General features: G+C 75.1%; 32 protein-coding genes. 20 read left to right on the forward strand and 12 right to left on the reverse strand.

The features are described from left to right. Window positions 1-15: 15 nt before the first annotated feature. Together FXF68_RS30220 and FXF68_RS30225 are read right to left on the reverse strand one after the other, a co-directional pair. Window positions 16-1407 carry an MFS transporter gene (locus tag FXF68_RS30220; RefSeq protein ID WP_246179026.1) on the reverse strand — a complete coding sequence of 464 codons (1392 nt, stop codon included), beginning with the start codon at window positions 1405-1407 and terminating at the stop codon, window positions 16-18. A gap of 166 nt (window positions 1408-1573) precedes the next feature. Further along, a complete protein-coding gene (locus FXF68_RS30225; RefSeq protein WP_148765177.1) occupies window positions 1574-1924 on the reverse strand; it encodes a winged helix-turn-helix transcriptional regulator in 351 nt (116 codons plus the stop codon). Window positions 1925-2002: 78 nt separating this feature from the next. On the opposite strand from FXF68_RS30225, the gene FXF68_RS30230 reads away from it, so the two are divergent. The 4 genes from FXF68_RS30230 (at window position 2003) to FXF68_RS30245 (ending at window position 4846) form a co-directional block, all read left to right on the forward strand. Then, window positions 2003-2851 (forward strand): MBL fold metallo-hydrolase, encoded by an 849-nt coding sequence (locus tag FXF68_RS30230; protein ID WP_148765179.1) that lies wholly within the window; start codon window positions 2003-2005, stop codon window positions 2849-2851. Between the two features lie 128 nt (window positions 2852-2979). Then, window positions 2980-3990 (forward strand): sigma-70 family RNA polymerase sigma factor, encoded by a 1011-nt coding sequence (locus FXF68_RS44670; protein ID WP_342787206.1) that lies wholly within the window; start codon window positions 2980-2982, stop codon window positions 3988-3990. Then, entirely contained in the window at window positions 3987-4595 is a 609-nt protein-coding gene (locus FXF68_RS30240; protein WP_148765185.1) for a hypothetical protein, read from the forward strand. Before FXF68_RS44670 ends, FXF68_RS30240 begins: the two co-directional genes overlap by 4 nt. Then, the gene (locus tag FXF68_RS30245) at window positions 4592-4846 is read left to right on the forward strand and encodes a hypothetical protein (protein ID WP_148765187.1); all 255 of its coding nucleotides are present in this window, start codon (window positions 4592-4594) and stop codon (window positions 4844-4846) included. Before FXF68_RS30240 ends, FXF68_RS30245 begins: the two co-directional genes overlap by 4 nt. Window positions 4847-5305: 459 nt before the next feature. On the opposite strand, the gene FXF68_RS30250 is transcribed toward FXF68_RS30245, so the two are convergent. Beyond that, the gene (locus tag FXF68_RS30250) at window positions 5306-6292 is read right to left on the reverse strand and encodes a coiled-coil domain-containing protein (protein ID WP_148765190.1); all 987 of its coding nucleotides are present in this window, start codon (window positions 6290-6292) and stop codon (window positions 5306-5308) included. Window positions 6293-7187: 895 nt separating this feature from the next. Here FXF68_RS30250 and FXF68_RS30255 point away from each other — a divergent pair. The 6 genes from FXF68_RS30255 (at window position 7188) to FXF68_RS30280 (ending at window position 13402) form a co-directional block, all read left to right on the forward strand. Continuing rightward, the gene (locus FXF68_RS30255) at window positions 7188-8150 is read left to right on the forward strand and encodes a tyrosine-type recombinase/integrase (protein ID WP_246179075.1); all 963 of its coding nucleotides are present in this window, start codon (window positions 7188-7190) and stop codon (window positions 8148-8150) included. Window positions 8151-8774: 624 nt separating this feature from the next. Further along, window positions 8775-9110 carry a YciI family protein gene (locus FXF68_RS30260; RefSeq protein WP_148765195.1) on the forward strand — a complete coding sequence of 112 codons (336 nt, stop codon included), beginning with the start codon at window positions 8775-8777 and terminating at the stop codon, window positions 9108-9110. Beyond that, window positions 9107-10360 carry an RNA polymerase sigma factor gene (locus tag FXF68_RS30265; protein ID WP_148765198.1) on the forward strand — a complete coding sequence of 418 codons (1254 nt, stop codon included), beginning with the start codon at window positions 9107-9109 and terminating at the stop codon, window positions 10358-10360. Before FXF68_RS30260 ends, FXF68_RS30265 begins: the two co-directional genes overlap by 4 nt. Window positions 10361-10453: 93 nt before the next feature. Then, complete coding sequence (locus FXF68_RS30270) at window positions 10454-11236, forward strand: DUF899 family protein (protein ID WP_148765201.1); 783 nt, start codon at window positions 10454-10456, stop codon at window positions 11234-11236. A 175-nt stretch (window positions 11237-11411) separates the two neighbouring features. Continuing rightward, a complete protein-coding gene (locus tag FXF68_RS30275) occupies window positions 11412-12863 on the forward strand; it encodes an MFS transporter (RefSeq protein ID WP_246179027.1) in 1452 nt (483 codons plus the stop codon). A gap of 38 nt (window positions 12864-12901) precedes the next feature. Then, entirely contained in the window at window positions 12902-13402 is a 501-nt protein-coding gene (locus FXF68_RS30280) for a MarR family winged helix-turn-helix transcriptional regulator (RefSeq protein ID WP_148765203.1), read from the forward strand. A gap of 43 nt (window positions 13403-13445) precedes the next feature. Here FXF68_RS30280 and FXF68_RS30285 read toward each other — a convergent pair whose 3' ends face one another. Beyond that, a complete protein-coding gene (locus FXF68_RS30285; protein WP_148765206.1) occupies window positions 13446-14480 on the reverse strand; it encodes a helix-turn-helix transcriptional regulator in 1035 nt (344 codons plus the stop codon). 105 nt (window positions 14481-14585) lie between these two features. On the opposite strand from FXF68_RS30285, the gene FXF68_RS30290 reads away from it, so the two are divergent. Then, window positions 14586-15020 carry a VOC family protein gene (locus tag FXF68_RS30290; RefSeq protein ID WP_148765209.1) on the forward strand — a complete coding sequence of 145 codons (435 nt, stop codon included), beginning with the start codon at window positions 14586-14588 and terminating at the stop codon, window positions 15018-15020. 40 nt (window positions 15021-15060) lie between these two features. On the opposite strand, the gene FXF68_RS30295 is transcribed toward FXF68_RS30290, so the two are convergent. Next, window positions 15061-15585 carry a nuclear transport factor 2 family protein gene (locus tag FXF68_RS30295; protein ID WP_148765211.1) on the reverse strand — a complete coding sequence of 175 codons (525 nt, stop codon included), beginning with the start codon at window positions 15583-15585 and terminating at the stop codon, window positions 15061-15063. Window positions 15586-15746: 161 nt separating this feature from the next. Between FXF68_RS30295 and FXF68_RS30300 the strand changes: the two genes are divergently transcribed. Both FXF68_RS30300 and FXF68_RS30305 read left to right on the forward strand, forming a co-directional pair. Then, a complete protein-coding gene (locus FXF68_RS30300) occupies window positions 15747-16574 on the forward strand; it encodes a LysR family transcriptional regulator (RefSeq protein WP_148765214.1) in 828 nt (275 codons plus the stop codon). A gap of 119 nt (window positions 16575-16693) precedes the next feature. Beyond that, window positions 16694-17326, forward strand: coding sequence for a hemerythrin domain-containing protein (locus FXF68_RS30305; protein ID WP_148765216.1), 633 nt, complete (start codon window positions 16694-16696; stop codon window positions 17324-17326). Between the two features lie 41 nt (window positions 17327-17367). Here the strand turns inward: FXF68_RS30305 and FXF68_RS30310 are convergent, their stop codons facing one another. Genes FXF68_RS30310 through FXF68_RS42635 form a run of 7 tightly spaced genes read right to left on the reverse strand, consistent with a single transcriptional unit; the run spans window position 17368 to window position 21963 of the window. Then, window positions 17368-19215 (reverse strand): complex I subunit 5 family protein, encoded by a 1848-nt coding sequence (locus FXF68_RS30310; protein ID WP_222870151.1) that lies wholly within the window; start codon window positions 19213-19215, stop codon window positions 17368-17370. Continuing rightward, the gene (locus FXF68_RS30315; protein ID WP_246179028.1) at window positions 19212-19574 is read right to left on the reverse strand and encodes a sodium:proton antiporter; all 363 of its coding nucleotides are present in this window, start codon (window positions 19572-19574) and stop codon (window positions 19212-19214) included. Before FXF68_RS30315 ends, FXF68_RS30310 begins: the two co-directional genes overlap by 4 nt. A gap of 10 nt (window positions 19575-19584) precedes the next feature. Then, window positions 19585-20292 carry an MnhB domain-containing protein gene (locus FXF68_RS30320; RefSeq protein WP_148765218.1) on the reverse strand — a complete coding sequence of 236 codons (708 nt, stop codon included), beginning with the start codon at window positions 20290-20292 and terminating at the stop codon, window positions 19585-19587. After that, window positions 20289-20750: a DUF4040 domain-containing protein gene (locus FXF68_RS44170; RefSeq protein WP_246179029.1), complete on the reverse strand. Its 462-nt coding sequence runs from the start codon at window positions 20748-20750 to the stop codon at window positions 20289-20291. Before FXF68_RS44170 ends, FXF68_RS30320 begins: the two co-directional genes overlap by 4 nt. An 8-nt stretch (window positions 20751-20758) precedes the next feature. Beyond that, entirely contained in the window at window positions 20759-21055 is a 297-nt protein-coding gene (locus tag FXF68_RS30330) for a monovalent cation/H(+) antiporter subunit G (RefSeq protein WP_148765220.1), read from the reverse strand. A gap of 18 nt (window positions 21056-21073) precedes the next feature. Further along, window positions 21074-21334, reverse strand: a complete 261-nt coding sequence (locus tag FXF68_RS30335; protein ID WP_148765222.1) for a monovalent cation/H+ antiporter complex subunit F — start codon at window positions 21332-21334, stop codon at window positions 21074-21076. Then, entirely contained in the window at window positions 21331-21963 is a 633-nt protein-coding gene (locus FXF68_RS42635) for a hypothetical protein (protein ID WP_187438214.1), read from the reverse strand. The genes FXF68_RS30335 and FXF68_RS42635 overlap by 4 nt, the downstream gene beginning before the upstream one ends. A 185-nt stretch (window positions 21964-22148) precedes the next feature. Here FXF68_RS42635 and gvpJ point away from each other — a divergent pair, with 185 nt between their 5' ends. The 7 genes from gvpJ to FXF68_RS30375 are packed head-to-tail and all read left to right on the forward strand — an operon-like array spanning window position 22149 to window position 25586. Further along, window positions 22149-22601 carry a gas vesicle protein GvpJ gene (gene gvpJ, locus FXF68_RS30345; protein ID WP_148765224.1) on the forward strand — a complete coding sequence of 151 codons (453 nt, stop codon included), beginning with the start codon at window positions 22149-22151 and terminating at the stop codon, window positions 22599-22601. After that, window positions 22598-23380: a GvpL/GvpF family gas vesicle protein gene (locus FXF68_RS30350; RefSeq protein WP_148765226.1), complete on the forward strand. Its 783-nt coding sequence runs from the start codon at window positions 22598-22600 to the stop codon at window positions 23378-23380. The genes gvpJ and FXF68_RS30350 overlap by 4 nt, the downstream gene beginning before the upstream one ends. A gap of 5 nt (window positions 23381-23385) precedes the next feature. Further along, window positions 23386-23637 (forward strand): gas vesicle protein GvpG, encoded by a 252-nt coding sequence (locus tag FXF68_RS30355; protein ID WP_148765227.1) that lies wholly within the window; start codon window positions 23386-23388, stop codon window positions 23635-23637. A gap of 9 nt (window positions 23638-23646) precedes the next feature. Next, the gene (gvpO, locus tag FXF68_RS30360) at window positions 23647-23907 is read left to right on the forward strand and encodes a gas vesicle protein GvpO (protein WP_148765229.1); all 261 of its coding nucleotides are present in this window, start codon (window positions 23647-23649) and stop codon (window positions 23905-23907) included. 7 nt (window positions 23908-23914) lie between these two features. Then, complete coding sequence (locus FXF68_RS30365) at window positions 23915-24469, forward strand: gas vesicle protein (RefSeq protein ID WP_148765231.1); 555 nt, start codon at window positions 23915-23917, stop codon at window positions 24467-24469. Continuing rightward, window positions 24466-25377: a GvpL/GvpF family gas vesicle protein gene (locus FXF68_RS30370; RefSeq protein WP_148765233.1), complete on the forward strand. Its 912-nt coding sequence runs from the start codon at window positions 24466-24468 to the stop codon at window positions 25375-25377. The genes FXF68_RS30365 and FXF68_RS30370 overlap by 4 nt, the downstream gene beginning before the upstream one ends. Then, window positions 25374-25586 (forward strand): gas vesicle protein, encoded by a 213-nt coding sequence (locus tag FXF68_RS30375; RefSeq protein WP_246179030.1) that lies wholly within the window; start codon window positions 25374-25376, stop codon window positions 25584-25586. Before FXF68_RS30370 ends, FXF68_RS30375 begins: the two co-directional genes overlap by 4 nt. Window positions 25587-25589: the final 3 nt, after the last annotated feature.

The raw sequence follows: 25589 nt of genomic DNA on the forward strand, positions 1-25589 counted from the left end.
CCGGGGCGGGCCGGTTCAGCGGTTGGGGACGGCGCGGGTCAGCGCGAGCGCCGCCACCCACAGCGCGACGCTCGCCCACGCGAGCGCGTGCAGCCCGGACGCGAACTCCCCGGGAAGCGACGCGGGCCCGGCGACCGCCCCGAACACCGCGACGCCGAGCGCCGTCCCGACCTGACGGGCGGTGTTGTTGAAGCCTCCGGCGAGCCCGGCGTGCGCGGGCGGGACGGCGCGCATCGACGCGGCGACCACGGCGGTGACGATCAGGCCGTCGCCGATCCCGACGGCGAGCAGCGCCGGCAGCAGCGGCCCGTAGCCGCCGTCGCCGCCCGCGCCCAGCAGCGACAGGCATCCGGCGGCGGCGATCGCGGCGCCCGCGCCGAGCGGGAGGCGGGTGCCGTACCGGGCGGTGAGGCGTCCGCCGACCGGGGCGAGCAACGCCAGCGGCACCGCCATCGGCAGCAGCATCGCGCCCGCCGTGAACGCGGACCGGTGCCCGGCCTGCTGCAGCTCCAGCGTCGCGACGAACAGGATCCCGTTGGTCACCAGGTTCATGATCAGCGCGATGGCGGCGGCGCCGAGGAACGCCGGGGCGCGCAGCGGCCCGCCGGGCAGCATCGGCGCGGCGGCGCGCCGCTCGGCGACCGCGAACCCTACAGCGGCCGCGGCGGTCGCCCCGGCCGCGACTCCTGCGGTGGCGCGGTGGCCGTGGCCCGCGGCGATGACCGTCCACACCAGGCCGCCGAGGACCAGCGGGGCGAGGAGCGTCCCGGCGCGGTCCAGCGGCACGTCCGCGCGCGGGGCGGCGGCGGCCGGGTCGCGGACCAGGGCCCGCACGCCGGCCGCCGCCACCACGATCGGGACGTTCAGCAGGAAGACCCACCGCCACCCCGCCGAGTCGACCAGGACCCCGCCGAGCAGCGGCCCGGCGGGCAGCGCCGTCGACGACACCCCCGCCCACACCCCGAGCGCGCGCGCCTGCTCGGCCCGCCCCGGATACAGGGCGGTGATCAGCGCGAGGCCGCCGGGCAGGAGCAGCGCGGCGCCCGCGCCCTGCACCGCCCGCGCCGCGATCAGCGGCCCCGCGCCGGGCGCCGCGCCGCAGGCCAGGGACCCGGCCCCGAACAGCGCGAGACCGAGCAGCGTGATGCGGCGGTGCCCGATCCGGTCGCCGAGCGCGCCGCCGCCGAGCAGCAGCCCGGCGATCGCGACGGCGTACCCGTCCACGACGCCCTGCAGCGCGGGCAGGCTCGTGCCGAGCGCCCGCCTGATGCCGGGGAGCGCGACGTTGACGACCGTCACGTCCAGCAGGACCAGGAACATCCCGGCGCACAGCACGGCCAGCGCCGCACCGCGCCGGGGCGCGCGCCCGGCCTGCCGGGCGCGGGGCGGGGAGGCGGGAGCGGTCATGCCCCCCACGCTGCCCCCGAAACGTTCCGCCGCGACTCGAACCATGCCCGCACCAGCCCGCACTGGCCCGCACCCGGCCCGCGTCCGTCACGGCAGGGCCGCGCGGCCATCGGGAGCAGCCCCTCGTGCAGCCTCCCGGCCTGTACGGGCCCAGTTCGCGGCGGCGTCAGGGGTCGGTCGGGAGTTCGATCCACTCCAGGGCCCACCGGTTGAGGTCGAGCAGGACCTTGCCGAGCGCGGCGCCCTTCTCGGTCAGCCGGTACTCGATCCGCACCGGGGTGGTGGGCCGCACGTCGCGTTGGACGAGGCCGTCGGCTTCGAGGTCCTTCAACCGCTGCGAGAGCAGCTTGTGGGTCATGTCCGGAACGGCCTCCGCGATGTCGCTGAACCGGGTCGCGCCGCCGAGCAGGGCGCGCAGCACGGTCGCGGCCCAGCGGCGGCCGATCATGTCCATCGCCGCGGCGTAGTACGGGCAGTACGGCCGGAGGTCCTCGACGTCCAATCGGCGGTGTGACATGATCCACTCTCCGGAGTTTCTATCTTTAAGATACCTTCCATCTTAGGGATACAAGATGATCGTTTGAGGAGTCAGGCCATGCCCGAGTCGAGTACGGCGGCGCTGTCGTACGAGGTGTTCGTGTCCGAGCCGATCCCCACCACCGGCACCCTGCCGACCGGTGCGCCGCAGATGTGGTCGCCGCTGTCGACCACCCTCATCTCCGGCGACGCGGACGCGGTCCTGGTCGACCCGCCGTTCACGGTCGAGCAGATCCGCCGGGTCGGCGACTGGGTGGAACGCTCCGGAAAGCGGCTGGCCCACATCTACATCACCCACGGCCACGGCGATCACTGGTTCGGCGCGGCACCGCTGGCCGAACGCTTCCCCGGGGCGCGGGTCCACGCCACCGAGGGCACCCTCCGGCTCATGCGCGCCTCGGCGGCCGGGCGGCGTAAGGCGTTCTGGGACGGCCTGTTCCCCGGACAGCTTCCCGACATCGATGTGCCCGGCGAAGTGCTCCCGGCCGACGGCCTCACCCTGGAGGGCCACCCGCTGCACGCGGTCGAGGTCGGGCACAGCGACTGCGACGACTCCACGGTGCTGCACGTCCCCGCGCTCGGACTGGTCGTCGCGGGCGACGTCGCCTACAACAACGTCCACCAGTACCTCGCCGACGGCGGGCTCGACGGCGGCATCGACGCCTGGCTCCGCGCCATCGACACGGTGCGCGCCCTCCGCCCGGAGGCCGTGGTCGCCGGGCACAAGGACGCGGCCCGCGCCGACGATCCGCGCATCCTCGACGAGACCGCCGAATACCTGCGCACCGCCCGCCGGGTGCTCGACGGCAAGCCCGCGGCGCGGACGTTCTTCGACGAGATGACCCGCCGCTACCCCGACCGGCTCAACCCCGGCACCGTCTGGCTCAACGCGCAGCGGCTGGCCTGATGCGCGCCGTGCGCGTCCACGAGTTCGGCGGACGCGACGTCCTGCGGATCGACGAACTGCCGCACCCGGACCCCGACGCCGGCGGCGTGACGATCCGGCTCGCCCACGCCGCCGCCTAGGTCGCGCCGATCCTCGGGGCCACGCGGGTGATCTCCACCGTCCGCGGCGCCGACCGCCTCGCCGCCGTCCCGCCCGCCGGGAACCTCGCGGTCATCGACCTGGAGCGGGAGATGCTCGGCGACGGGGTCGCGCGGCTGACCGGCGGCGCGGGAGCGGACGTCGTCCTCGACGTCCTCGGCGGCGCCCTCACCGGCCCCGCCCTCGGCAGGCTGCGGCACGGCGGAGTCCTCGTCAGCATCGGCTACATCGAGCCCGCGACCGACCGGGTCTACCCCTTGGAGCAAGGCCGCCGAGGCCCAGCGGCGCGTCGTCGAGGACCGTCCGCTCGGCAGGGTGTTCCTCGACCCCTGGACCTGAGCGCGACCCCGCGGGTGCGGGCGAACCTTTTCGGGGCGTGCGGCGAAAAGGGGTGTCCGGATGGAACACGATCGGAGCCGGCCGTGAACGCACCCGCTCGAATCTCCGCCGACAGCGACAGGGAGGTGATCGGGCGGTCGGCGCGGGAGCCGGAGGCGTTCGCGCTGCTGTACGACCGGCACGCGCCACGGCTGCACCGCTACGTCCCCCGGCGGCTTGGCGACGGCCACGCCGACGACCTCGTCGCCGAGACCTTCCTCATCGCCTTCCAGCGGCGCGGAGCCTTCGACGGCTCGCGGGCCGAGGCGCTGCCCTGGCTGTACGGGATCGCGGGGAACCTCATCGCCCGGCACCGCCGCACGGAGGTCCGCGTGTACCGGGCGATGGCGCGGATGGGCGGCGACCCGTCCGTCCGCTCGCACGCCGACCAGGTCGACGTGCGGGTGACGGCGACCGCCGCCCTGGCGCGCCTGTCGGCCAAGGACCGGGAGGCGCTGCTGCTGGTGACGTGGGCCGACCTGTCCTACGAGCAGGCGGCCGAGGCGCTCGACGCCCCGGTCGGGACGGTCCGCTCCCGGCTGAACCGGGCCCGGCGCAAGCTGCGGGCCGCCCTCGGCGACCGCAATCCTCTGACGACCGCTGCCGAAGGAGAATCCCGATGAACGACCTCGACGTGGTGAACGGCGTCCGCGCGGAGGTGGGCGAGCCGTCCGCCGACCGGCTGGCCGAGGGCCGGGCTCGGCTCATCGCGGGCATCGCCGAGCCGGGCCCGATTCACGCACGGGTTCGTCGTCCTATGTTCGGACGGCGGACGGCGCTGGCCGGGGGACTGGTGCTGGCGGCCGCCGCCGCGGGCGTGGTGATCGTCCAGTCCGACGGCGAGGACGCGCGGCCGCGGTCGGAGGCGGCGGACTTCCTAAACCGGGCGGCGCTGGTCTCCGCCAAGAGCCCCGCCCTGAGGCTCCCGCCCGGCATGTTCCTGTACGCCGAGCAGGTGCTGAAGGTCGGGGCCCCGAACGGCCTGTTCCGGCCGGGGTTGTACGCGGGACTCCCGTTCACGCCCCAGAAGGCCCTCGACGCCCTCCCGACCGACCCCGCGCGGCTCCTGCGCCTCGCCACCCGTCCGGCAGTCGGGACGACGGTCACACGACGAAGGCCACCCCCACGGAGGTCAAGGGGTTCCTCAGCGACTGGCTGCAGCAGCCGAACCTCCCGCCCGGCGTCCGCAGCGCCGCCTACCGCGCGCTGGCCGGACTGTCCGGAGTGACGCTCGACCGCGACGTCGTCGACGCGGCCGGACGCCACGGCGTCGGGATCGACCTCGGCGCGGTCCGCTCGCCGGAGTCGCGGCTCACGCTGATCCTCGACCGCCGCACCTACCGGCTCCTCGGGACGCGGGACAGCTCCGTCGTCCACTTCACCGACGACGCCACCGGGAAGCGCTACGACGAGCGGGCGGTGGTCGTGACCGCCATCCTGCGGACCGCGGTCGTCCCGACCGCCGGCAAGGCGCCATAACGGCGTCGGAGCGGGTTCCGTTCCAGTACTCCGCCGCCTTCGGCCCGGCCATGGTGGCCGGGCCGAAGGCGGCGGCCCCGCGGACCGCGCCGGGCGGTCTGTCGCCGCCGCCGGATTCCGCTGATCTTCACCTAGGGTTTCGGCCGCCTTCCGGACAGTCATCGGGCGTCGACCGGGCAGCCGAGGCTTTTCCTCCGCGTTCGGATCTGCGTTGGGTTGTGGGCGTCGCTCCCAGCCATCCGTAGACCGAAGGCGGTACGGAATGTCCGGTGAGCGCGACGAATTCTCCGACCAGATGTTCGCCGTCCAGATCGTGACGCGACAGATCCCCGGAGGCGGGACTGGGCCCGGCGCCATCGTGGTGGACCAGCTCCTCGTCGGCGGCCGCCCACCGGGCCTGTACGGCGCAGCCCACAAGAGCCACGTGAGGGGTCGTTTAGAGGCCGCTGGCGGTGAACTTCATTGCCCCTGCCCCTGATTCGGGGCGGGGGTCTCAGGGGGGAGGGAGCGCCTAGGATCGACCTCGTCACGTTGGGCGAGTTCGGCTAGGGCTCGCTGGGCTTGAAGCTCGGCCTGGACGGCGCGTTCGCGCTGCCGGTCGGCGTCGGCGCGGGCAGCGTCTCGGTCACGTTCGAGAGACTGCACCGTGGTGGTGAGGGCGTGTGCGTCCAGGCGTGCTTTGTCGGCGTCGGCGCGGGCGGCGGCGCTCTCCAGCCGGAGGGCGGCGGCGGTTTGCTCGGCCTTGTCAGTGAGTGCGATGGCGCGGGCGGCGGCGCGTTCGGCCTCGTTGGCGCGCTGGACGGCCTGGTCGGCTCTGGCGTGACCGGCCTCGGCGGCCGCTTGCGAGGTGCGGGCGGTGGCCTGCGCGGCGGCGAGTTCGGTGCGGCAATCGGTCAGTTCCTGCTGTGCCCGCTCCCGCGCAGCGGTCTGGTCTTGGAGCCGGGCGAGGGCGTCCTGGAGTTGCCCGGCCAGTGATTCCTCGGCCCGCTTGGCCAGGGCGGCGGCGCGCTCTGCTTGGATGCGTGCCTGTTCGTGTGCGGTGACGGTGTCGGCGGCGTGCCGTTCGACCTGGGCGGCCTCCTTCCGGACTTGCTCGGCTGCCCGCTCGGCATCCTGGCGGGCCTGCCGTTCGCGTTCTTGCGCGGCGGCGGCGAGGGCGGCGCGTTCGGTGGCCTGCTCGGCTTCGTGCTGCGCGGTGGCGGCCGCGTCCTGAGCGGAAGCGACTTCGGCCTTGGCCGCGGCGACCTCGGCGCTGCTCGCCTCCTTGATCACGCTTAGGGCATCGATGGCCCTGGTCAGGGTGTCGCGTAGGTCGGTCATGGCCGGCACGGCCTCGTCGGCGACCGTGACCACCAGCCGGAGCGGATCGCTGATCGCCTCGGCGAGGCGGGACTCACGCTGCGCCTGGGCCCGTTCCTTGCAGTCCCGGGGCGGTGGGCAGTACAAGCGGCGGCGACCGCCTTTGTATTTGCCGTCATGCCGACGCGGTGGCGCGGGGAGCGGCTCCCGGCACACCTGACAGCGCCCGTGGGGCGCCTCACGATCCGCTGCTTCCTCCTCCGGCGCCTCCCCATTCGGCACCCTCTCGGCCGACTCCGCTCCGACCGTCCCGATGGCCGTTCCTGTGGCGCCTCCTTCAACAGCTGGTTGTGCGAGTGCGCCTGTGGGGCGGGCATCGGTGGACGGCTCGTGCGCGGGGGCGGCGCCGGGGGTTTGCTCCGTTGCTTCTCCAGAGGCTTGGCCGGAGGGGCCGGCGGCCGAGGTGGGTTCTGGCGCTGCGCTGGCTGCCGGTGCAGCGGCATCACCGCCGGAAGCGGAGTCGGGCCTATCGATCATGAGCCAGCAGCCTAGCAGAGATAGTTTCGCGAAATACGAAACAAGTTATGTGACCACCGCTTCTTAATCTCTGAAGAAAGTGTGAGTACATGAGAATGACTCTTATCATTCACTCAGTCGCGGCGGGACGACTGTCGCGTCTCGATGGCGGTCGCCAGGCGCCTTTGAGCTGTGAGGGCGCGCTCGGTGAGCGCGCCGCGATCGCGGGGACCGCCTACCGCAGCTCCGCGCACGGCGCGCCCGTCTCAACGCGTTTGCGCCGCGCGGGCGTCCCGTCCGGGTGCGGGCGTGCAGCGCTCCGGGTCTGCGTGGCTCAGGGGCGATGGGGGCGGGTGGTACGCCAGAATGCGGAGGAAGGCGACGCGCTCTGGCAGCTACGTGGGGGAGCGGCGCGGACGGCGCGTTCGACGGCATTTGAGGGAGGGCTGTTGTGACCTCGGTTGCGAGTCCTGGGCTGGGTCTTGTGCCGGGCGCGGCCAGTGTCGAGGGTGCCCGTCCGGCGGCGATGCGCGTGCGGGGGACGCCGCCTGCACGGACCCCGGGGGAGCTGGCGAGTCTTCTCCGGGCCGCGCGGCTGTCTGAGAAGGGGCTGCGGGCTACCGCGGTGTGGCTTGTGTCGGGGCGGCGCGAGTCCGACCACACCCGGGCGGCGTATGTCCGTGATGTCGGCTGGTGGGCTGCCTGGTGTGCAGCGGTGGGCGTGGACGTCGCCGACCCGCCGACGGCCGCGGCCGACTTGTACATGGCCGAGCTGGTGGCCTCCGGACTGGCCCGGTCCACCATCGGTCGGCGGGTCGCGGCCGTGTCGTCCTGGTACACCTATCTGATTCGTGAGCAGGGGGCGGCGGCCAATCCCTTCGACGGTGCCGAACGGCCCCGGCTGGACAGCGCCGCCTCGGCTACGCGCGGGCTGTCCCGCGCGCAGGTGACGGCGGTGCTGGCGCACGCCGCCGAACACGAGACCGCCCGCACCCACGCATTGCTGTGGTTGATGTTCGCCACCGCCGGGCGGATCGGGTCGCTGCTGTCGGCCCGCATCGAGCACCTCGGGCAGGACCGCGGCCACCAGGTCATCGACTTGACGGTGAAGGGCGGGATGAAGAAGAGGTTCGCGGTTCCGCCTGCGGCGTTGCATGCGCTTGACCGCTACCTCGCCGAGCGTGGGCACCCTGAGAGCGGGTTGCTGTTCGTCACCCGCACCGGGCGGGCGCTCGGCCAGCCGTACGCATGGAAACTGGTCAACCGGATCGCCCGTGCCACCGGTGTCACCCACGCCATTTCCCCGCACACCTTCCGGCACACGGCGATCACCATCGCCCTCAGTGACGGCAAGCCTCTGCACGTCGTCCAGGACTTCGCCGGACACGCCGACCCTCGCACCACCCGCCGCTACGACCGGGCCCGCGACTCCCTGGACCGCTCACCCGCCTACGAACTCGCTGCCTCGATCGCCCCCCAACCCACATAGCCCTGCACAACCTGCCGATCAGCTCTGGATGTCCCCCCCACGGCTTCGGTGCAGTGGCCTGGAGGCGTGAGGTGGCCGGCTGAGCTTGAGACCGGGCCTATCGCCTTTCGCGCCGCGCCGAATCGGTCGCCGACGGCCAGCGCCCGCCCATCGGGCTGGCTGCTGCCCCGCCGCGGCGGGGTTCCTTCGCCTGTACGTGACACCGTCGGTGCGGCGAAAGGGAGTCGGGGCCAGGTTGCTTGCTCGGGTCGCGACGAATGCGAGTGTGGAGCAGATTCAGGCGACCGTGCTGGCGAAAGCCCCTGGAGAGCCGTTTGTTGGCAGATGGAGGGCGGTGCTGCGGCTGGAACCGCATGAGCAGCGACTCGGTCAGGACACGCTGCGGCGCTGCCATGAGCTGGCGTTGGCCGCGCACCCGGATCACCGACTGGTCACCTGAGCAGCATGACACCGCGGTGCTGCCCGGACACCGGATCAGATCACGGCCGAAGGCTTCGTAGTGCCCGTGTCGCGTCCTCGCAACGATCGAGGCGGCGGGCCCGGCTGCGCAGAAGGGGCAAGGTTGCTGGGACGGAAAGGGTGGTGGGCGGGCGGCGGGAGTGGGTGTCCGGCAGAATCGGTTGTATGAGGTACGCGCTGCTGATCTGCGACGACGAGAGCTTCTCGCCCAGCAACGAGGAGTTGGACGCCGATCCCGAGCATCAGGCGTGGCGGGCCGACCTGGAGCGGCGCGGCGCGCTGGTCCTGGGGACGCGGCTGCGGCCGGTGGTGGACGCGACGTCGGTCCGGGTCCGCGACGGCGAGACCCTGGTCTCGGACGGTCCGTTCGCCGAGACCAAGGACTTCGTCGGCGGGGTCGTCCTCATCGACTGCGCCGACCTGGACGAGGCGATCGAGATCGCGTCCGGCCACCCCTACGCGCGCTGGGGCGGCGTCGAGATCCGTCCCCTCTGGGAATGACCCCGCCCGCCGTGCCCGCGCCCGATGAGGAGGAGGTGCGGGCGGCGGTCGACGCGGCCTACCGGGACGAGTGGGGGCAGGTCGTCGCGACGCTGATCGCGATGACGGGCGACTGGGACCTGGCCGAGGACTGCGCGCAGGACGCCTTCGCCGCCGCGCTGACCGCCTGGGCCCGCGACGGGGTGCCGCGCCGTCCGGGCGCGTGGCTGACGACGGCGGCCCGCAACCGCGCGCTCGACCGGCTCCGCCGGGACGCCGCGGGCGCGGCGAAGCTGCGGCGTCTCGCCGAGCATCCCGCGGCCTCGCCAGGGGATCCGTCCGGGGACGGCGACATCCCCGACGAGCGGCTCCGGCTGATCTTCACGTGCTGCCATCCGGCGCTGCCGTTCCCGGCGCGGGTCGCGCTGACCCTGCGGACGCTGGCCGGGCTGAGCACCGCCGAGATCGCCAAGGCGTTCCTGACGGCCGAGCCGGCGATGGCGCAGCGGCTCGTCCGGGCCAAGCGCAAGATCCGGGAGGCGGGCGTCCCGTACCGGGTGCCGCCCGCCGAGCGGCTGCCGGAGCGGCTCGCCGCGGTCCTGGCGGTGCTGTACCTGATCTTCAACGAGGGCTACGACGAGCGGGACGGGCGGCGGGGGCTGGCGGGCGAGGCGGTGCGGCTGGCGCGGGTGCTGGTCGGGCTGATGCCGCGCGAGCCCGAGCCGCGCGGGCTGCTGGCGCTGATGCTGCTGCACGGGGCGCGGCGCGCGACGCGCACCGACGGCGGCGTCCTAGTGCCGCTGGAGGACCAGGACCGGTCCCGGTGGGACGGGGCGCTGATCGCCGAGGGCGTCGCCGAACTCGACCGGGCGCTGGCGCTGCGCCGCACCGGCCCCTACCAGGTGCAGGCCGCGATCGCGGCCTGCCACGCCACCGCGCCCGACGCGGCGCGCACGGACTGGCCGCAGATCGCCGCGCTGTACGGGGAGCTGGCGCGGCTGGCGCCGTCCCCGGTGGTGGAGCTGAACCGGGCGGTGGCGGTCGCGATGGCCGACGGCGTCCCGGCCGGGCTGGCGCTGGTGGAGGAGCTGACGGCGTCGGGCCGGCTGGACGGCTACCACCTGCTGCCCGCGACCCGCGCCGACCTGCTGCGCCGGGGCGGCCGTCCCGGCGAGGCCCGCGCCGCCTACGAGGAGGCGCTGCGGCTGGCGCCGACCGAGGCCGAGCGCCGCTACCTCGCCGCCCGCCTCCGCGACCTGCGCCCGGACTGACCGGACAAAATCGGCGGGCGGGGATGTCGATCCGGCCCGGGCGCTCTTCGTCGGTGGGGTGAACGTCCCAACCGGAGGAGAGGGGCACCGCCCATGAGCACCCGCACCAACACCGCCAAGGACACCGCCAAGGACACCGGCGCGGCGGCCGCGCCGATGCCGCCCGTCGTCGACCGGGCCGTGTGGCAGGCCGAGCTGGACGCGCTGCGCGTCCGGGAGAAGGCGCACACCCGCGAGGGCGACGCGATCGCCGCGGCGCGCCGCCGCCTGCCGATGGTCGAGGTCGCCGCGGCGACGCCGCTGACCGGCCCGGACGGCGAGGTCACGCTTCTGGACGCGTTCGAGGGACGCCGCCAGCTGATCGCCTATTACCACATGTGGCACGCGGGGGCGCCCGCCGAGGCGCAGTGCGAGGGCTGCACGTTCTTCAACGGGCAGGTCCGCGAGCTGTCGCACCTGCACGCGAGCGGCGTCACCTACGCGACGTTCTGCGAGGGCCCCTACGAGGAGAGCGTCCGGTACCGGGACTTCATGGGCTGGGATGTGCCGTGGTACTCGGTGCGGGACTCGGCGGCGTCGCTGCTGGCGGGGCGGCGGCCCGACATGTTCCACTTGGTGTGCTACCTGCGCGACGGCGGCCGCGTGTTCGAGACGTACTGGACGAACGGCCGCGGCGTGGAGGCGATGGACACCAGTTTCGCCCTGCTGGACCTGACCGCCTACGGGCGGCAGGAGTCGTGGGAGGACTCGCCCACCGGGTGGCCGCGGGACCGGTCGGTCGACGGCGGGCGGATGCGCTCGCGGGGGCGTCCGACCTTCCAGTGGTCGCGGCTGGAGGCGGGCCGCTCCGACGACCTCGGCCCCGCGACCGGCTGAGGGCCCTCCAGCGGCGCGCACCAGGCGCCGGGCCGGGCCTCAGGAAGGGCGCCGGGCCCGGCGCCTTCGCGTGTGCGGGGATGTTCGCGTGAATTGGTGTGGGACCGATGTCGATATCGGGGGCGTGTGCTTCGTCGGTGGGTCGAAGGGTCCACTGAGAAGAAGGAGAAGCACGGTGACCATCGACACGAGTGACGCGACGGCGGGGGCCGGGGCGGGGGAACGGCGCGGCGGGGCGCGCTTCGGCGCCAGGGATCGGCTGGTGCTGTTCGTCCTGCTCGGTGCGGGGTTCATGCTGTCGGTCGATTTCTCGATCCTGAACGTGGCGCTGCCGGAGGTCGGCGCGGGCGTCGGCCTCGGGGTGACGGGCCTGCCGTGGATCACCTCCGCGTACGCGCTGCCCGCGGCCGGGTTCACGCTGCTGTTCGGCAGGCTGGGCGACCTGTTCGGGCGGCGGAGGCTGTTCGTGGCGGGGCTGGTGCTGCTGACGGGGGCGTCGCTGCTCGGCGGGCTGGCCGCCGGGCCGGGGACGCTGCTGGCGGCGCGGGCGCTGCAGGGGCTGGCGACGGCGATGACGATCCCGGCGACGCTGTCGCTGCTGACGACGACGTTCGCCGAGGGCGGGGCGCGGGAGCGGGCGCTCGGCCTGAACGGGGCGCTGCTGTCGGGCGGGTTCACGGTGGGCGCGCTGGCCGGGGGGACGCTGGTGGGGCTGCTGAGCTGGCGGGCGGCGTTCTTCGTGAACGTGCCGGTCGCGGCGGCGATCCTGCTGGCGGTCCCGTTCGTGATCGGGGAGAGCAGGGCGCCGGGGCGGGTGCGGCTGGACGTGCCGGGCGCGGTGACGGTGACCGGCGGGCTGCTCGCCGTCGTGTACGCGGTGGTGGAGCGCAGCGTCCTGGTGGGCGCGGCCGGTGTGGTGCTGCTGGGCGCGGCGTGGGTGGTGGAGACGCGGGCGGCGGCGCCGCTGGTGCCGGTGCGGGTGCTGCGGCGGGCGTCGGTGCGGTGGGGGAACTGCGCGGGGCTGCTGGTCTTCGCGATGGAACCCGCGATGATCTTCCTGATGACCCTGTACCTGCAGGACGTCCTCGGGCTGTCGCCGCTGGGCACGGGCCTGGTCTTCGGGGTGCCGGGCCTGGCGTCGGTGGCGGCGGGGGTGGCCGCCGGGCGGGTGATCGGCCGGTTCGGGACCCGGACGGTGCTGGCCGTGGGGATGTCGGTGCAGGCGCTGGCGACGGTGCCGCTGGTGTTCCTCGGCGGGGACCGCGCGTTCCTGCTCGTCGTGGTCCCGGCGCTGTTCGTCGGGTTCTACGGGCACGTGACCGCGATCGTGGCGTTCACGGTGACCGCGACGTCGGGGCTGCCGGACGGCGAGCAGGGCCTGGCGACCGGCCTGACGTCGATGACGCAGCAGGTGGCGCTGACGGTCGGGGTGCCGGTGATGGGGTCGGTCGCGGCGGCGTGGGGCGCGGGTCCGTCCGGCCTGCGGTTCGCGCTCGGGGTGATCGTGGCGGTGACGCTGCTCGGCACGGCCCTGGTGTGGTCGGGCCTGCGCCCCCGCGGCCAGCACGGGCCCCGCGGCGCGCGGGGCGCCCGCGTGGTCTCGGGGACGGGCGCAGCCTCCGATTGATAATCTCAACGTTGAGATTGTGGACGGTTGGAGGGCGGATGACCGACGCGGTGGACGCGATCCTCGCGCAGTGGGGGCGGGAGCGTCCCGACCTGGACGTGTCTCCGATGGGCGTGATCGGCCGGATCTCGCGGGCGCAGCTGCTGCTCGGCCGGGAGCTGCGCCGGTTCTTCGCCGCGCACGGGCTGGAGAGCTGGGAGTTCGACGTGCTGGCGACGCTGCGCCGGTCCGGCGCCCCCTACGAGCTGACGGCGGGCGCGCTGCTGAGGACGGCGATGGTCACCTCGGGCGCGATCACCAACCGGATCGACCGGTTGGAGGCGCGGGGGCTGGTCGAGCGGGTCCGCGACACCGGGGACCGGCGGTCGGTGCGGATCCGGCTGACCCCCCAGGGCCTGGAGACGGTGGACGCCGTGGTCGGCCCGCACGTCGCCAACGAGGAGCGGCTGCTGGCCGCGCTGGACCCCGACGGCCGGGAGCGGCTGGCGGACGCGCTGCGCACCCTGCTGGAGTCCCTCGGCGACACCTCCGTCACCTGACCCTCGTTCCGCCCTGCCCCGTCACGGCCCGGCCGTGGCTGGGTCAGGCGAGGTCGCGGAGGGCGCCGGCGGCGCGGCGCGCGATGTCGGACAGCGGCCCGGCGAGTTCGGGCGGGTCGAGCAGGGTGTAGTCGACGGGCAGCATCGTGACGCGGTAGGCGAGGAAGTGCAGCGAGTCCGACCGGGTGTGCAGCAGGCAGGTGCGGTCGTCGACGGGTTCCAGGACGCCCTGCCAGGCGGTGACGTGGTGGGCGGCCTCCTCGGCGGGGACGTGCAGCAGGACACGCGCGGTGATCGTCCCCGATCCGCCGGCGAGGGCGTCCATGGCCCAGGACGCGGCGTCGGCCCCGCCGGGCAGGACGAGTTCGGGGCCGCGGACGCCGGTGCCGCGCGGCCCGGCGATCCGGTCGGCGCGGAAGGTGCGCCACGCGGCGCGGTCCTCGTCGTAGGCGACCAGGTACCAGCGGCGCCCCGCTGCGACGAGCCGGTGCGGTTGCACCAGCCGCCGCGTCACACCCCCGCCGCCCGACCCGCCGGCTGCTCCCGCGGTCGTCCCGGTGTCGGGTCCGCCGCCCGGGCGGGGGGCGGCGGTGTAGGTGAAGCGGACCTTCTCGCGGGTGACGCAGGCGGCGGCGAGGAGGGCGAGGACCTCGGGGTCGGCGGGCGGGGGACCGGTGTCGCGGGGCGGCAGCGCGACGGCGGCCTCGGTGAGGGCGGCGACGCGGCGGCGCAGCCGGGCGGGCAGGACCTGCTCCAGCTTGGCCAGGGCGCGGGGCGCGGCGTCCTCGGCTCCGGCGACCGCGCCCGCGGCGGCGGTGCGCAGCCCGATCGCGATGGCGACGGCCTCCTCGTCGTCCAGCAGCAGCGGCGGCATCGCGGCGCCCGCGGTGAGGCGGTAGCCGCCGGTGTTGCCGCGCGCGGCGTGGACGGGGTAGCCGAGGTCGCGGAGCCGGTCGACGTCGCGGCGGACGGTCCGGACCGTGACGCCGAGCCGTTCGGCGAGTTCGGGGCCGGGCCATTCCCGCGGGGTCTGCAGCAGGGACAGCAGCCGCAGCAGCCGCCCGGACGGATCACGCATAACCCCATACTGCCGTCCCATGAGGACGTTCACCGACCTGATTGGCCCATAGCGTCGGGGGTACCGGGCCGGGGACGGGCCCCGATCCGGTGGAGGGAGCAGGTCATGTTTCGTGGTTTCGCGACCATCGTCTTCTGGGCCGACGACCTGGAGGCGGCGAGGGACTGGTACGCGCGGGTCCTGGAGATGGAGCCCTACTTCTCCCGCCCGGGACCGGACGGCAAGACCGCCTACTACGAGTTCCGCGTCGGCGACCGGCAGGACGAGCTCGGCCTGATCGACGGCCGGTTCCGCCCGCCGCCCGCCGCGCCGGGCCGGGACGGGACGCCGGGCCCGGGCGGAGCGATCATGTACTGGCACGTGGACGACCTGGAGGGCACCTTCGCGCGGCTGCTGTCGCTGGGCGCCGCCGAGTACCAGCCGGTCACCGCACAGGGCGACTCGGGGTTCGTGACGGCCGCGGTCGTCGACCCGTTCGGGAACGTCCTGGGGATCATGAACAACCCGCATTTCCTGGAGATGCTGGACGCGTCCGCGTGACCCGCGCCCCCGGGACCGGGCCGGCCGCCCGCGCTCTGGGTCAGGCGAAGACGGCGGCGGGGTCGCCGGTGTACCAGACGTTGTCGATGACGACGCGGCTGATGACCCACCGGTGCCCGTCGCGGGCGAGCTCGGTGTCGTAGAGGTTCTTCAGCAGCGCGTGGACGGACCGGTCGGCGGTGAGCAGGTGCTGCGCCTCCACCAGCGCCGTGAGCCGCGCCGTGTCCCCGGCCGTGTCCCCGGCCGTGTCCCCGCCGCCGGGGTCGATGACGACGCGGGGGTTGGTGACCTGGTGGGTGGTGTCGACCCGTCCCTCGAACCCGCCGAGGATGGTGGCGACGATGGCGTCGCGTCCGGTCATGACGGGCGGCTCGGCGCCCCACGCGGCGGCGGCCGGGCGGAAGTCCAGTTCGGCGTGGGCGGCGAAGCAGGACGCGAACAGGGCGGGGTCCTTGAGGTCCTGGCCGAGGCCGAACCGGTAGAGCGCGTCGACGATCTCGGTGTGGTCGCGCAGCGCGGCGGCGTCGGCGCCGGGGTCGAGGGCGCGCTCGCGTGTGACGTACATGGGCTCCCCTGTGCAGGTCGGAGGGTGTTGGGACGGTCCAAGCGTGCCGCCGCCCGACCGGGGTGATCAACGCCGTCCTGTGCAAGGATCGTGAAGCACCGCTCAACGATGGGCGGGCATGCGCGGCGTGGCGGGCGCCGGGTGGAGGGCGGTGGGGGGCGGTGCTGGAGCGGCACGAGATCGAGGCGCTGGTGGTGCTGGCCGAGGAGCTGCACTTCGGGCGGACGGCGGAGCGTCTCGGGGTGTCGACGTCGCGGGTCAGCCAGACGGTCCGGGGTTTGGAGCGGCGGGTGGGGGTGCGGCTGTTCGACCGGACGTCGCGGCGGGTCGCCCTGACCCCGGCGGGACGGCGGCTGGCGGCCGAGGTCGGCCCGGCGTGGGCGCTGATCGGCGCGGCGGTGGACCGTGCGGTCCGGGAGGGGCGGGGCGTGACGGGCACGCTGCGCGCCGCGTTCACCGGCGCGGCGGGCGGGCAGCTGCTGGCGGGCGCGGCGCGGCTGGCGCGGTCGCGGGAGCCGGGCCTGCGGGTGGTGCTCCGCGAGGCGCGCCCGGGCGAGGTCGCGGCGTGGCTCCGCGACGGCGAGGCCGAGGTGTGCCTGGTGGAGTTCCCGGCGGACGCCGATGGCGCGGAAGTAGAGGTGGGGCCGGTTCTGGTGCGGGAGGCGCGGATGCTGGCCGTTCCGGCGGGGCATCCGTTCGCGCGGCGCGGGTCGGTGCCGGTGGGGGAGTTGGCGCGGGTGCGGGTGCTGGATCCGCCGTCCCGGCGCGGGGGGACGTTGCAGGAGGCGCTGACGCTGGTCGGCGCGGGGGAGGGCGTGCTGCCGGTGGGCGCGCACGTCCGCCGGTACCACGCGCGGCCGGACGTGGCGTACGTCCCGCTGGACGGGGCGCCGCCGGTGGAGTGGGGGCTGGTGTGGCGGGCGGGCGGGGACAGCGCCCGCGTCCGCGCGTTCGTCCGCGCGGCCCGCGACCTCCTCGACGTCCCCTAGCTGACGGCCCGAGCACGGCGGGTCGACCGCTGGGGACGCTGCGTGAGGACGGGGTGTGAGATGCGTCTCTCCGCCTGCGCGACCGTCACATCCGGGGCCCGCCGGGGGCTCTTCCTTATATGGGAGCTTTCGCGATCAGGCCGCGCGTCGGTGTGTCCTGCGACATGATCCTGCGCGCCGTGCACGAGGCGTTCCGGCGGGACCTGGACCGGCTCGCCGCGGCCGCGGCGGCGGGCAAGGGCGGCGCCGCGCATGTGCGGGAGGGCTGGGAGTACTTCAAGGAGCTGTTCCGGGTGCATCTGGACCTGGAGGAGCGGGAGCTGTGGCCGCGGGTGGAGCGGGCGGTGGCGGGCCGTCCGGTCGAGCGGGCGGTGCTGGCGGACCTGCGGGCCGGGCGGGCGCGGCTCGATCCGCTGGTCGACGGGGTGGACGCGGCGCTGGCGGGCGGCGGGGACCTTCCGGCGGCGGTGCGGGACCTGCGCAAGGCGTTGGAGGCGCGGCTGCGGAACGTGGAGGCGAGCGCGCTGCCGCTGGCGGAGGCGGCGCTGCCGCCCGCCGAGTGGGAGGCGTTCGCGGCGGAGGCGGGACGGCGGTGCGAGGCGCGGACGCCGCTGTTCGTCCCGTGGGTGGTGGACGGGATCGCGCCGATCGAGCGGTCCCGGTTCCTGACGTCGCTGCCCGAGCGGTTTCGGGACCTGAACCGGGTGACGTGGGAGCCGACCTACCGCAAGCGCCGCCTCTGGAGCGTGTGATCCGCCCTCCGGCGACCCCCGGCCGGGCGGGGGCCCGGGGGTCATCGGAGGGCGGTGAGCAGGGCCAGGACGGCGACGCCCGCGGTGAGCCAGGCGGCGTAGTCGCCGATGTGCCCGGAGTGCAGGGCGTGCAGCCGGGCCGCGACCGCGGCGGCGGCCCGCCCGACGGCCCGCCCGGCCTCGTGCGCGGCGCGGCGGCGGACGCCCCTGCCCCCGGACCTGCCCTCCCACCTGCCCTCGCCTCTGTCGGGGGCGGCGTGGGGGACGGTGGCGGCGGCGATGAGCACGGCCAGCAGTACGGTGACGGCGGCTCCGGCGAGACCGGGCACCGTCCACGGGTCGGCGGGGACGGGGTGCGGGCGGGTGAGGCGGCCGTCCAGGACGAGGGAGGCGTAGGCGCCGTGTCCGGTGAACGCCTCGGCCGCGGCGGCGACGGGCCCGCCGGGGATGAGCCCGGTCGCGAGCCCGGCGGCGAGCAGGACGAGGCCGGGGGCGAGCATCGTCCAGGGCAGGGAGCCGAGCGTGACGCGGGTCTCGGGGTCCTCGCGCTCCTCCGGGCCGTCCCGCCGGGAAGGGGCGGATCGCCACACCAGGGCCCACACGCGCAGCACGGCTCCGGCGGTCAGCGCGGACGCCGCGACCGACAGCGGCGTGTACCACCACCAGCCGATCTCCGTGGCGGCGTGCTCGGTGACGGAGTGCCCGGCGTAGGTCCCCGCCGGGGGCAGCCCGGCCAGGAACAGGCCGCCGAGGAGGAAGGTGGCTCCGGTGACGGGCATGCCGCGGCCGCGTCCGCGCAGGTCGCGGACGTCGACGGTGCGGTGCCGGTTGAGCAGGGCCCCGGCGCCGAGGAACAGCGCGCCCTTCACCCCGGCGTGCCCGGCGAGGGAGTAGGCGGTCCCGGCGAGCGCGCCGGGGGTGGCGGCGGCGACGCCGACGAGCAGCAGCCCGACGTGGGCGATGGTGGAGTAGGCCAGCAGCCGTTTGACGTGGTGCTGCAGGACGCTCATCACGGCGCCGAGCAGCGCGGCGGCGGCGCCGAGGACGGCGATCGCGCGGAGCGGGACGAGCCCGTCGAACACCGCCCAGTACGTCCGCGCCACCCCGTACACGCCGAGCTCGACCATGATCCCGGAGAACAGGACGCAGACGGGGGTGGGCGCGACGGCGTGCGCGTCGGCGAGCCAGAAGTGGAACGGGACGGCGGCGGCCTTGACCAGGTAGCCGGTGCAGATGAGCACGAACGCGCCGGTGACCAGCGCGTCCCCGGAACCGGCCCCGCCGCCGGGCGCGGCGGCGGCGAGGTGGCGTCCGGCGGCGGCGAGGCCGAGTTCGCCGGTGCGGGCGTAGACCAGCGCGATCCCGGCGAGGGCGAGGTAGGCGCCGATGGACTGGACGATCCCGAAGTTCAGCGCGCCGTGGACGGTGCTGGGCTCCTCCGACCGGTAGCCGGTCAGCGCGAACGCCACGACGCTCATCAGCTCGAAGAACACGAAGGCGTTGAACAGGTCGCCGGTGTAGGCGAACCCGCACATCGACGCCAGGAACAGCAGGACCATGGCGTGGAAGGCGGCCTGGATCTCGGTGAAGTACCGCCAGGAGAACGCGAGCGCGGCGAGGGTGAGGACGGCGGCGGTGCAGGCGGTCCCGGCGGCGAGCGGGTCGGCGGCCAGGGGGATCCCGACGCCGGTGCCGGGGCCCCACCCGCCGAGCCAGGTGACCTGCGGGCGGTGCGGGGAGCGGGCGAGGGTGAGCGCGGTCAGGGCGGTGACGGAGGCGGCGGTGCCGAGCGCGGCGACGTCCACGGCGAGGCGGGGCAGCCACCGTCCGGCGGCGGCGAGCAGCGCGGCGGCCAGGACGGGCAGCGCGACGGTCAGCTGCAGGATCACGACTCGAGGGACCGCAGCTCGGCGGGGTCCAGGGTGCCGCGCCGCTTGGCGACCTGGACGGCCAGCGCGAGCAGCAGCGCGGTGACGGTGGCGCCGACGACGATGTCGGTGAGGGCCATGGCCTGCACGACCGGGTCGGTGACGGGCCCCGCGGCGGGCGGCGGCGGGCGGTCGGAGAACACCGGCGCGGTCGCGCCCGACCGGTACCCGATCGCCAGGAGCAGCACGTACGTGCCGGACTGGGTGACCTGCAGGCACACCACGGCGTGGACGAGGTCGCGGCTGGTGACGATGCCGTACAGCCCGGCGAGCATGATCCACCCGGCGGCCAGGTAGGGCAGCAGGTGCGGCAGGTTCACCTCGCCCCCCTCACTTCGTCGGCCGGGCGGGTTCGCGGACGAGGAGCGCCTGCTCGAAGAACTTGGCGAGCAGCAGGACCAGGGCGCACCCGACCTCGGCGCCGACGGCTCCGTTGAGGGCGGGCACCCGCCCGGCGGCGGCCCACCCGGCCGCGTACAGCACGATCGCGGTGAACAGGGCGGCGGCGACGGCCTCGGCGGTCTCGAACGCCGGGAGGGGCCGCAGCCGCTGCAGCGCGGGGTAGTCCCCGGCGAGGTAGAGCAGGTGGACGGCGGTGCCGAGGACGACACCGCCCTGGAACCCGCCGCCGGGGGACTGGTGCCCGTGCGCGACGATGTACACCCCGGCGACCAGGGTGACGGGCAGCAGGAGCGTCCCGGCGATGCGCAGCGCGTCCGACACCTCGGCCGGGCCGTGCCGGTGCGCGGCGCCGTCGTCCTCCTCCTCGCGCCGCACGACGTGCAGGACCACCACGGCGGCGATCGCGGCGGCGAGCAGGATCAGCTCCTCGCCGAGGGTGTCGAAGCCGCGCTGGTCGAAGGTGACCGACGCGACGACGTTGGGGGTGCCCTCCCGGACGGCCTGGTGCACGGCGCGGTCGGCGTAGGGGTGCACGGGCCCGCCGAACTCGGGCAGTCCGCGGACGGCGGCGGCGAACAGCGCCGCGAACCCCGCCGCGCCGGCGGCGAACAGCAGGAGGCGGACCCGCGCCGTCACCGCCGCGCCTCCCTGCCGCCCGGCTCCCGCCCGCCGTCCCTTCCCTCACCGTCCTGCCCGGTCGGTGCGGTGCCGTTCTCCCGGGAGGCGTCGCGTGCGGCGTCGCGGTGGCGGCGGGCGGCGTGTAGGGCCAGGACGACGATGAGCGGCACCAGGACCGTCCCGACGGCGAGCTGGGACATGGCGACGTCGGGCGCCTGGAGGATGAGGAACAGCAGCCCGAGGACCAGCCCGTACCCCGACAGCACGATCGCCTGCCGGGCGGGGTCGCGGGTCAGGACCACGGCGGTCGCCATCGCCACGACCAGGGCGAGCGCGACGCCGATCAGCACGCCCGCCAGGGGCCCGGACAGCGCGTCCGGCTCCCGCGCGGTCGGCGCGGCGGCGACGGCCCCGACGAAATCGGTCACGTGGACGGTCGCGGGGGCGGTCACGAGGTCGGTCGCGGGGGCGGTCACGGCGGGGCTCATTCCGGTTCGGACGCGGCGGCGCGTTCGGCGGCCTGCGCGGCGGTGACGACGGTGGGCGGCCCGGTCGCGGCCAGCAGCACCGCGATGACGGCGAGTTTGGCGACGTCGTGCCAGGACGACCAGGGCCGCAGCGCCAGCCCCGCGAGGACCAGCGGCGCGGCGAGGACGGTGACGGGCGCGGCGGCGTGCAGCCGTCCGGTGGCGTCGCGGGCGGCGGCCAGGCGGACCGCGGCGGCGACGGCCACGGCGGTCCCGGCCCAGGTCAGCAGGTCGGCGATCAGGCCGAGGCTCATGGGCGTCTCCCCAGGGGGTCAGAGGGTCCGGCTGAGGAACCGGGCGAACACCAGGGACCCGGCGAACGACAGCAGCGCCAGCACCAGCGCGACGTCGAGGTAGGCGGGACGGCCGTAGGCGGCGGCGAGCAGCGTCAGCGCGACGGCGACCAGCGGCCCGGCGACGATGAGCCCGGCGAGCCGCCCGGCGGGACGGCCGCGCAGCATGGCGGTCAGCGCGGGGACCAGCGCCCCGACCATGATGACCAGGGCGGGCAGCGCGGTCCCGGCGGCGCTCATCCCGCGTCCCCGCCCCGCGCCTGTCCCGGTCCGGAGTCTTCCCGACCGGTGGCTCCACGGCCCGTGGTTTCGGGGTCCGCGGTCTCCGGGGCGGCGATGAGGCCCGTGCGGCGCAGGCGCCGTTCGAACGCGGACACGCCGGGGGTGAGGCGGTGCACGCGCAGCAGTCCGCGTCCCGGGTCGACGGCCCCGGCGAACGTCGCGGGCGACGCCGACATCAGCAGCGTCGCGGCGCCGCGGGCGGCGGGTTCGGGCGCGACGGACAGCCGCGTCCAGTCCCCGCCGGACGCGCCGCGCATGGCGATGCGCGCGGTGTCGGCGACGATCCGCCACGGCAGCAGCACTCCCGCCGCCGCCCCGCCCGCCACCATCCGGGCGCTGTGGTGGACGTCGCCGTCCAGGCGGGCGGAGGAGTCGAACAGGGCGCGGCGCCCGGCGACGGCCGCCCCCGCCCCGGCCGCCGCGGCGCCCGCTCCGACGGCGATCTCCAGCGGCGACACCGCCGACACCATCGCCAGGTATCCGGCCAGCAGAACGGCCCACCATCCCACCGGCTCGGCGGCCCACCGCACCGCCCGCCAGCCGGCCGTCCGGCGCGGCGGCGGGCGGGTGTGCTCGTTCACAGGCATGACCAACGCCATACCCGGCGGGACGGTTCCAACCGTCCAGGCCCCTGACCTGCGGCTTCTTCCACCCGCCGGGCTTGACCGGGACGTGACCGGATCGAGGTCTCCCGTTTAGGGAGATCGGTGGGGGTACATCGGGGGGCGTGCCGGACGGCACACCGAACGAAGCCAACCTGAGGAGAGATGACATGACTGGGCCGATCGCCCAGCAGACCCAGGGCGGAGCGCAAGTCCAGCGCGGCGGCGGTTCGAGCAGCAGCCTCGCCGACGTCGTCGACCTGATCCTTGAGAAGGGTCTGGTCATCGACATCTACGCCCGGGTCTCGCTGGTAGGCATCGAGATCTTGACGGTGGACGTACGGATCGTCGTGGCGGGCGTCGACACCTACCTGCGGTTCGCCGAGGCGGTGAACCGGCTCGACATCGCCCACGACGGCACCTCGCAGGGACTGCCGGAGTTCGTCGGCGGGATGCAGGAGTCGGGCGCCAAGCAGAAGACCCGCGGCATGCTGGAGGGCGCGGGGGAGCGCATCAAGGAGACCTTCTCCGGCGACGGTGACTCCGACTCCGAGTCCGACTCCGGCGAGCGCACGCCCGCGCGGCGCCGCTCGTCTCGCAAGAAGGAGGAGGACGACGAATGACCACCCCCACTTCGCCCGCCCCCGCCGGCGGGGGCGCGGCTCCGCAGTACGTGTACGGGGTGACGCGGGCGGGCGTGGCCCTGCCGGACGGCGTGCCCGGCGTCGACGACCGGCCGGTGTCGGCGGTCGAGGGCGGCGGCTGCGCCGCGCTGGTCAGCGACCTGCCGACCGGCCGCCCGCTCGGCGAGCGCGCCGACCTGGTCGCGCACCAGCGGGTCCTGAACGCGCTGGTCGAGGCCGGGACCGTGGTCCTGCCGTTCCGGTTCGGTGCGGCGCTCGCCGACCGCGACGCCGTGGAGAAGGAACTGCTGGCCGCCAACGCCGACCGGTTCACCGAGATCCTCAACAGCCTCGAAGGACGGGTGGAGCTGCGCCTCAAGGCTTCCTACGTCCAGGAGACGGTGCTGCGGGAGATCATGGAGTCCGAGCCGGAGATCGCCGAGCTGTCGCGGCGGCTGCGGGAGGTCCCGGCCGACGCCGCCGACGCCGTCTACTACGACCGGATCCGCCTCGGCGAGCTGATCGCCCAGTCCATGCAGCGGCGCCGCGACGTCGACGGCCAGGCCCTGCTGGAGAGCGCCGCGCCCGCCGCCGAGGCCGTCGTGCCGAAGACCCCGGTCCGGGAGGAGGACGTCCTGGACGCCTCGTTCCTGGTCCGCGCCGACCGCCGCGCCGAGTTCGACAAGGCCGTCGAGGAACTCGACCGCGCGCACTCCACCCGCATCCGGATCCGGGCGATCGGGCCGCTGCCGCCCTACGACTTCGTCCCGGAGGCCTGACCGCGATGGGACTGTTCACCGGCCTGGTGACGCTGCCGCTCGCGCCCGTCCGCGGCGTGATGTGGCTCGCCGAGACGCTCACCGAGCAGGCCGAGGCGCGGCTGTACGACCCGGGCCGGATCGCCGCGGAGATGGAGCAGGTCGCCGACGACGTCGCCGCCGGGCGGATCGACGACGAGGAGGCCGCCGCCCGCGAGGAGGACCTGATCCGCCGGCTGAACGAGGGCCGCGCCCGCCGCGCCTACCCGGGCGTATAGGGAGGTCCGATGCTTTCCGCGACCGAGGCCGCGTCCCGCGCGGTCGAGCACGTCACCGGGATGACCGGCCGCGCCGCCGAGTGCGTGGTCGGGGTCGAGCGGCGCGGGGAGGGCGGCTGGCGGATCGCGGTGGAGGTCGTGGAGATCCGCCGGATCCCCGACTCGGCCGACATCCTCGCGATCTACGACACAGAGGTGGACGCGGACGGGGAGCTGGTCGGCTACCGCCGCGCCCGCCGCTACCCCCGCGGACGAGTGGAGAGGAGCTGAGCACCGGATGAGCGACATCCCCTGGACCGGCACGCCGTCCACGGCCCGCTCCACGGCAATGGACACGCGGGCGGGCGGCCAGCCGGCGAACCTGGCCGACCTGCTGGAGCGCATCCTCGACAAGGGCATCGTCATCGTCGGGGACATCAGGGTGAACCTGCTCGACATCGAGCTGCTGACGATCAAACTGCGGCTGCTGGTGGCGTCGGTGGACAAGGCCAAGGAGATGGGCATCGACTGGTGGGAGCACGACCCGTCGCTGTCGTCCAAGGCCCGCCGCGACGAGAACGGCGCGAACGGCGTGGGCGGGACGGAGGCGGCGGAGCTGGCGGAGGAGAACCGGCGGCTGCGCGAGCGCCTCGCCGCCCTGGAGTCCGCCGCCGCCTCCCCGCCCGACGGGCGGCCCCGCCTGGAACCGGCGCACGCCGAGCCGCAGCAGGCGCGCGACGGGCAGGCCCCGGATGAACGCGATCCGGACGGGCAGGCGCGCGACGAGCCGGCACGAGAGGAGCAGGCGCCGCGGTCGGAGCCGCGGGCACGGGAGAAGGAGCAGCGATCATGAGCGGAGCACCGTCCACCGGAGCGCCCTCCGTGGCGAACACCGCCGACCCGACGGACCGCGCGGACACCGCCGTCTACCTGTACGGGGTGGCGCGGGGCCTGGACCCGGCCGAGCTGCGCGGCGCGTCCGGCGTCGCGGGCGCGCCCGTGCGGGGCGTGGTCGCCGGGGGCCTGACCGCGCTGGTCAGCACCGTCCGGCTGGACGAGTACGGGGAGGCGGCCCTGCGCGCCAACCTGGAGGACCTGGCATGGCTGGAGGCCACCGCCCGCGCCCACCACGACATCGTGGACCGCGCCGCGCACGCCGCGCCGACCGCCCCGGTCCGGATCGCGACGATCTACCAGGACGACGACCGGGTCGCCGAGGTCCTGGCGGCGCAGGCCGAACGGTTCCGCTCGGTCCTGGACCGCCTCACCGGCCGCACCGAATGGGGCGTCAAAGCATGGGCGGACCCGGCCGCCCTGGACGCCCCCGACACGCACTCCGGTGGAGGGCTCGCGCCCAGCGCCGAGCCCCCCACCGGCCCACCCTCCTCCGCCCAGTCCGGCTCCGAAGCGTCCCGGTCGGGCTCGGAACCGGCGGCGGGGACCGGGACGGCGTACCTGCTGCGGCGGCAGCGGGAGCGGCGGCGCCGCGAGGACGCCGGACGCCGAGCCGCCGAGCACGCCGGGACCGTCCACGCCGACCTCGCGGACCTCGCGGTCGCGGCGCGGCGGCACGCCCCGCAGGACCCCCGCCTGTCCGGACGCACCGGCACCCAGGTCCTCAACGCCGCCTACCTGCTGGACGACGACCGGGTCGACGACTTCCTCGCGGCGGCGCGGGCGGCGGGGGAGCGGCTGGCGGGCGTCGAGGTGGAGGTGACCGGCCCCTGGCCGCCGTACTCCTTCATCGGGGAGGACACGTGACCACCGTCCTGGACCACGCCACCGACGCGCCGATGGAGCGGATCGCGCTGGTCGACCTGCTCGACCGGCTGCTCGCCGGCGGCGTGGTCATCGCCGGTGACCTGGTCATCTCCATCGCGGGCGTCGACCTGGTGCAGGTGTCGCTGCGCGCGCTGATCACCACCGTCCGCGACGAACTCCTGCCCGACGTCGGGGAGGAGCGGCCGTGACGG

Origin of the sequence: Actinomadura decatromicini (genome assembly GCF_008121305.1) — a bacterium.
In the GTDB taxonomy this organism is placed as follows: Bacteria; Actinomycetota; Actinomycetes; order Streptosporangiales; family Streptosporangiaceae; genus Spirillospora; species Spirillospora syzygii.

Bases quoted from the DNA above. Each gene is read 5' to 3' on its own strand.
- FXF68_RS30285 (WP_148765206.1), bottom strand. From the start codon at position 14,480: ATGCGTGATCCGTCCGGGCGGCTGCTGCGGCTGCTGTCCCTGCTGCAG.
- FXF68_RS30230 (WP_148765179.1), top strand. From the start codon at position 2,003: ATGCCCGAGTCGAGTACGGCGGCGCTGTCGTACGAGGTGTTCGTGTCC.
- FXF68_RS30355 (WP_148765227.1), top strand. From the start codon at position 23,386: ATGGGACTGTTCACCGGCCTGGTGACGCTGCCGCTCGCGCCCGTCCGC.
- FXF68_RS30255 (WP_246179075.1), top strand. From the start codon at position 7,188: ATGCGCGTGCGGGGGACGCCGCCTGCACGGACCCCGGGGGAGCTGGCG.
- gvpJ (WP_148765224.1), top strand. From the start codon at position 22,149: ATGACTGGGCCGATCGCCCAGCAGACCCAGGGCGGAGCGCAAGTCCAG.
- FXF68_RS30330 (WP_148765220.1), bottom strand. From the start codon at position 21,055: ATGAGCCTCGGCCTGATCGCCGACCTGCTGACCTGGGCCGGGACCGCC.
- FXF68_RS30335 (WP_148765222.1), bottom strand. From the start codon at position 21,334: ATGAGCGCCGCCGGGACCGCGCTGCCCGCCCTGGTCATCATGGTCGGG.
- FXF68_RS30295 (WP_148765211.1), bottom strand. From the start codon at position 15,585: ATGTACGTCACACGCGAGCGCGCCCTCGACCCCGGCGCCGACGCCGCC.
- FXF68_RS30290 (WP_148765209.1), top strand. From the start codon at position 14,586: ATGTTTCGTGGTTTCGCGACCATCGTCTTCTGGGCCGACGACCTGGAG.
- FXF68_RS30350 (WP_148765226.1), top strand. From the start codon at position 22,598: ATGACCACCCCCACTTCGCCCGCCCCCGCCGGCGGGGGCGCGGCTCCG.
- FXF68_RS42635 (WP_187438214.1), bottom strand. From the start codon at position 21,963: ATGCCTGTGAACGAGCACACCCGCCCGCCGCCGCGCCGGACGGCCGGC.
- FXF68_RS30305 (WP_148765216.1), top strand. From the start codon at position 16,694: ATGGGAGCTTTCGCGATCAGGCCGCGCGTCGGTGTGTCCTGCGACATG.
- FXF68_RS30265 (WP_148765198.1), top strand. From the start codon at position 9,107: ATGACCCCGCCCGCCGTGCCCGCGCCCGATGAGGAGGAGGTGCGGGCG.
- FXF68_RS30225 (WP_148765177.1), bottom strand. From the start codon at position 1,924: ATGTCACACCGCCGATTGGACGTCGAGGACCTCCGGCCGTACTGCCCG.
- FXF68_RS30270 (WP_148765201.1), top strand. From the start codon at position 10,454: ATGAGCACCCGCACCAACACCGCCAAGGACACCGCCAAGGACACCGGC.
- FXF68_RS30260 (WP_148765195.1), top strand. From the start codon at position 8,775: ATGAGGTACGCGCTGCTGATCTGCGACGACGAGAGCTTCTCGCCCAGC.
- FXF68_RS30220 (WP_246179026.1), bottom strand. From the start codon at position 1,407: ATGACCGCTCCCGCCTCCCCGCCCCGCGCCCGGCAGGCCGGGCGCGCG.
- FXF68_RS30240 (WP_148765185.1), top strand. From the start codon at position 3,987: ATGAACGACCTCGACGTGGTGAACGGCGTCCGCGCGGAGGTGGGCGAG.
- FXF68_RS30280 (WP_148765203.1), top strand. From the start codon at position 12,902: ATGACCGACGCGGTGGACGCGATCCTCGCGCAGTGGGGGCGGGAGCGT.
- FXF68_RS30365 (WP_148765231.1), top strand. From the start codon at position 23,915: ATGAGCGACATCCCCTGGACCGGCACGCCGTCCACGGCCCGCTCCACG.
- FXF68_RS30370 (WP_148765233.1), top strand. From the start codon at position 24,466: ATGAGCGGAGCACCGTCCACCGGAGCGCCCTCCGTGGCGAACACCGCC.
- gvpO (WP_148765229.1), top strand. From the start codon at position 23,647: ATGCTTTCCGCGACCGAGGCCGCGTCCCGCGCGGTCGAGCACGTCACC.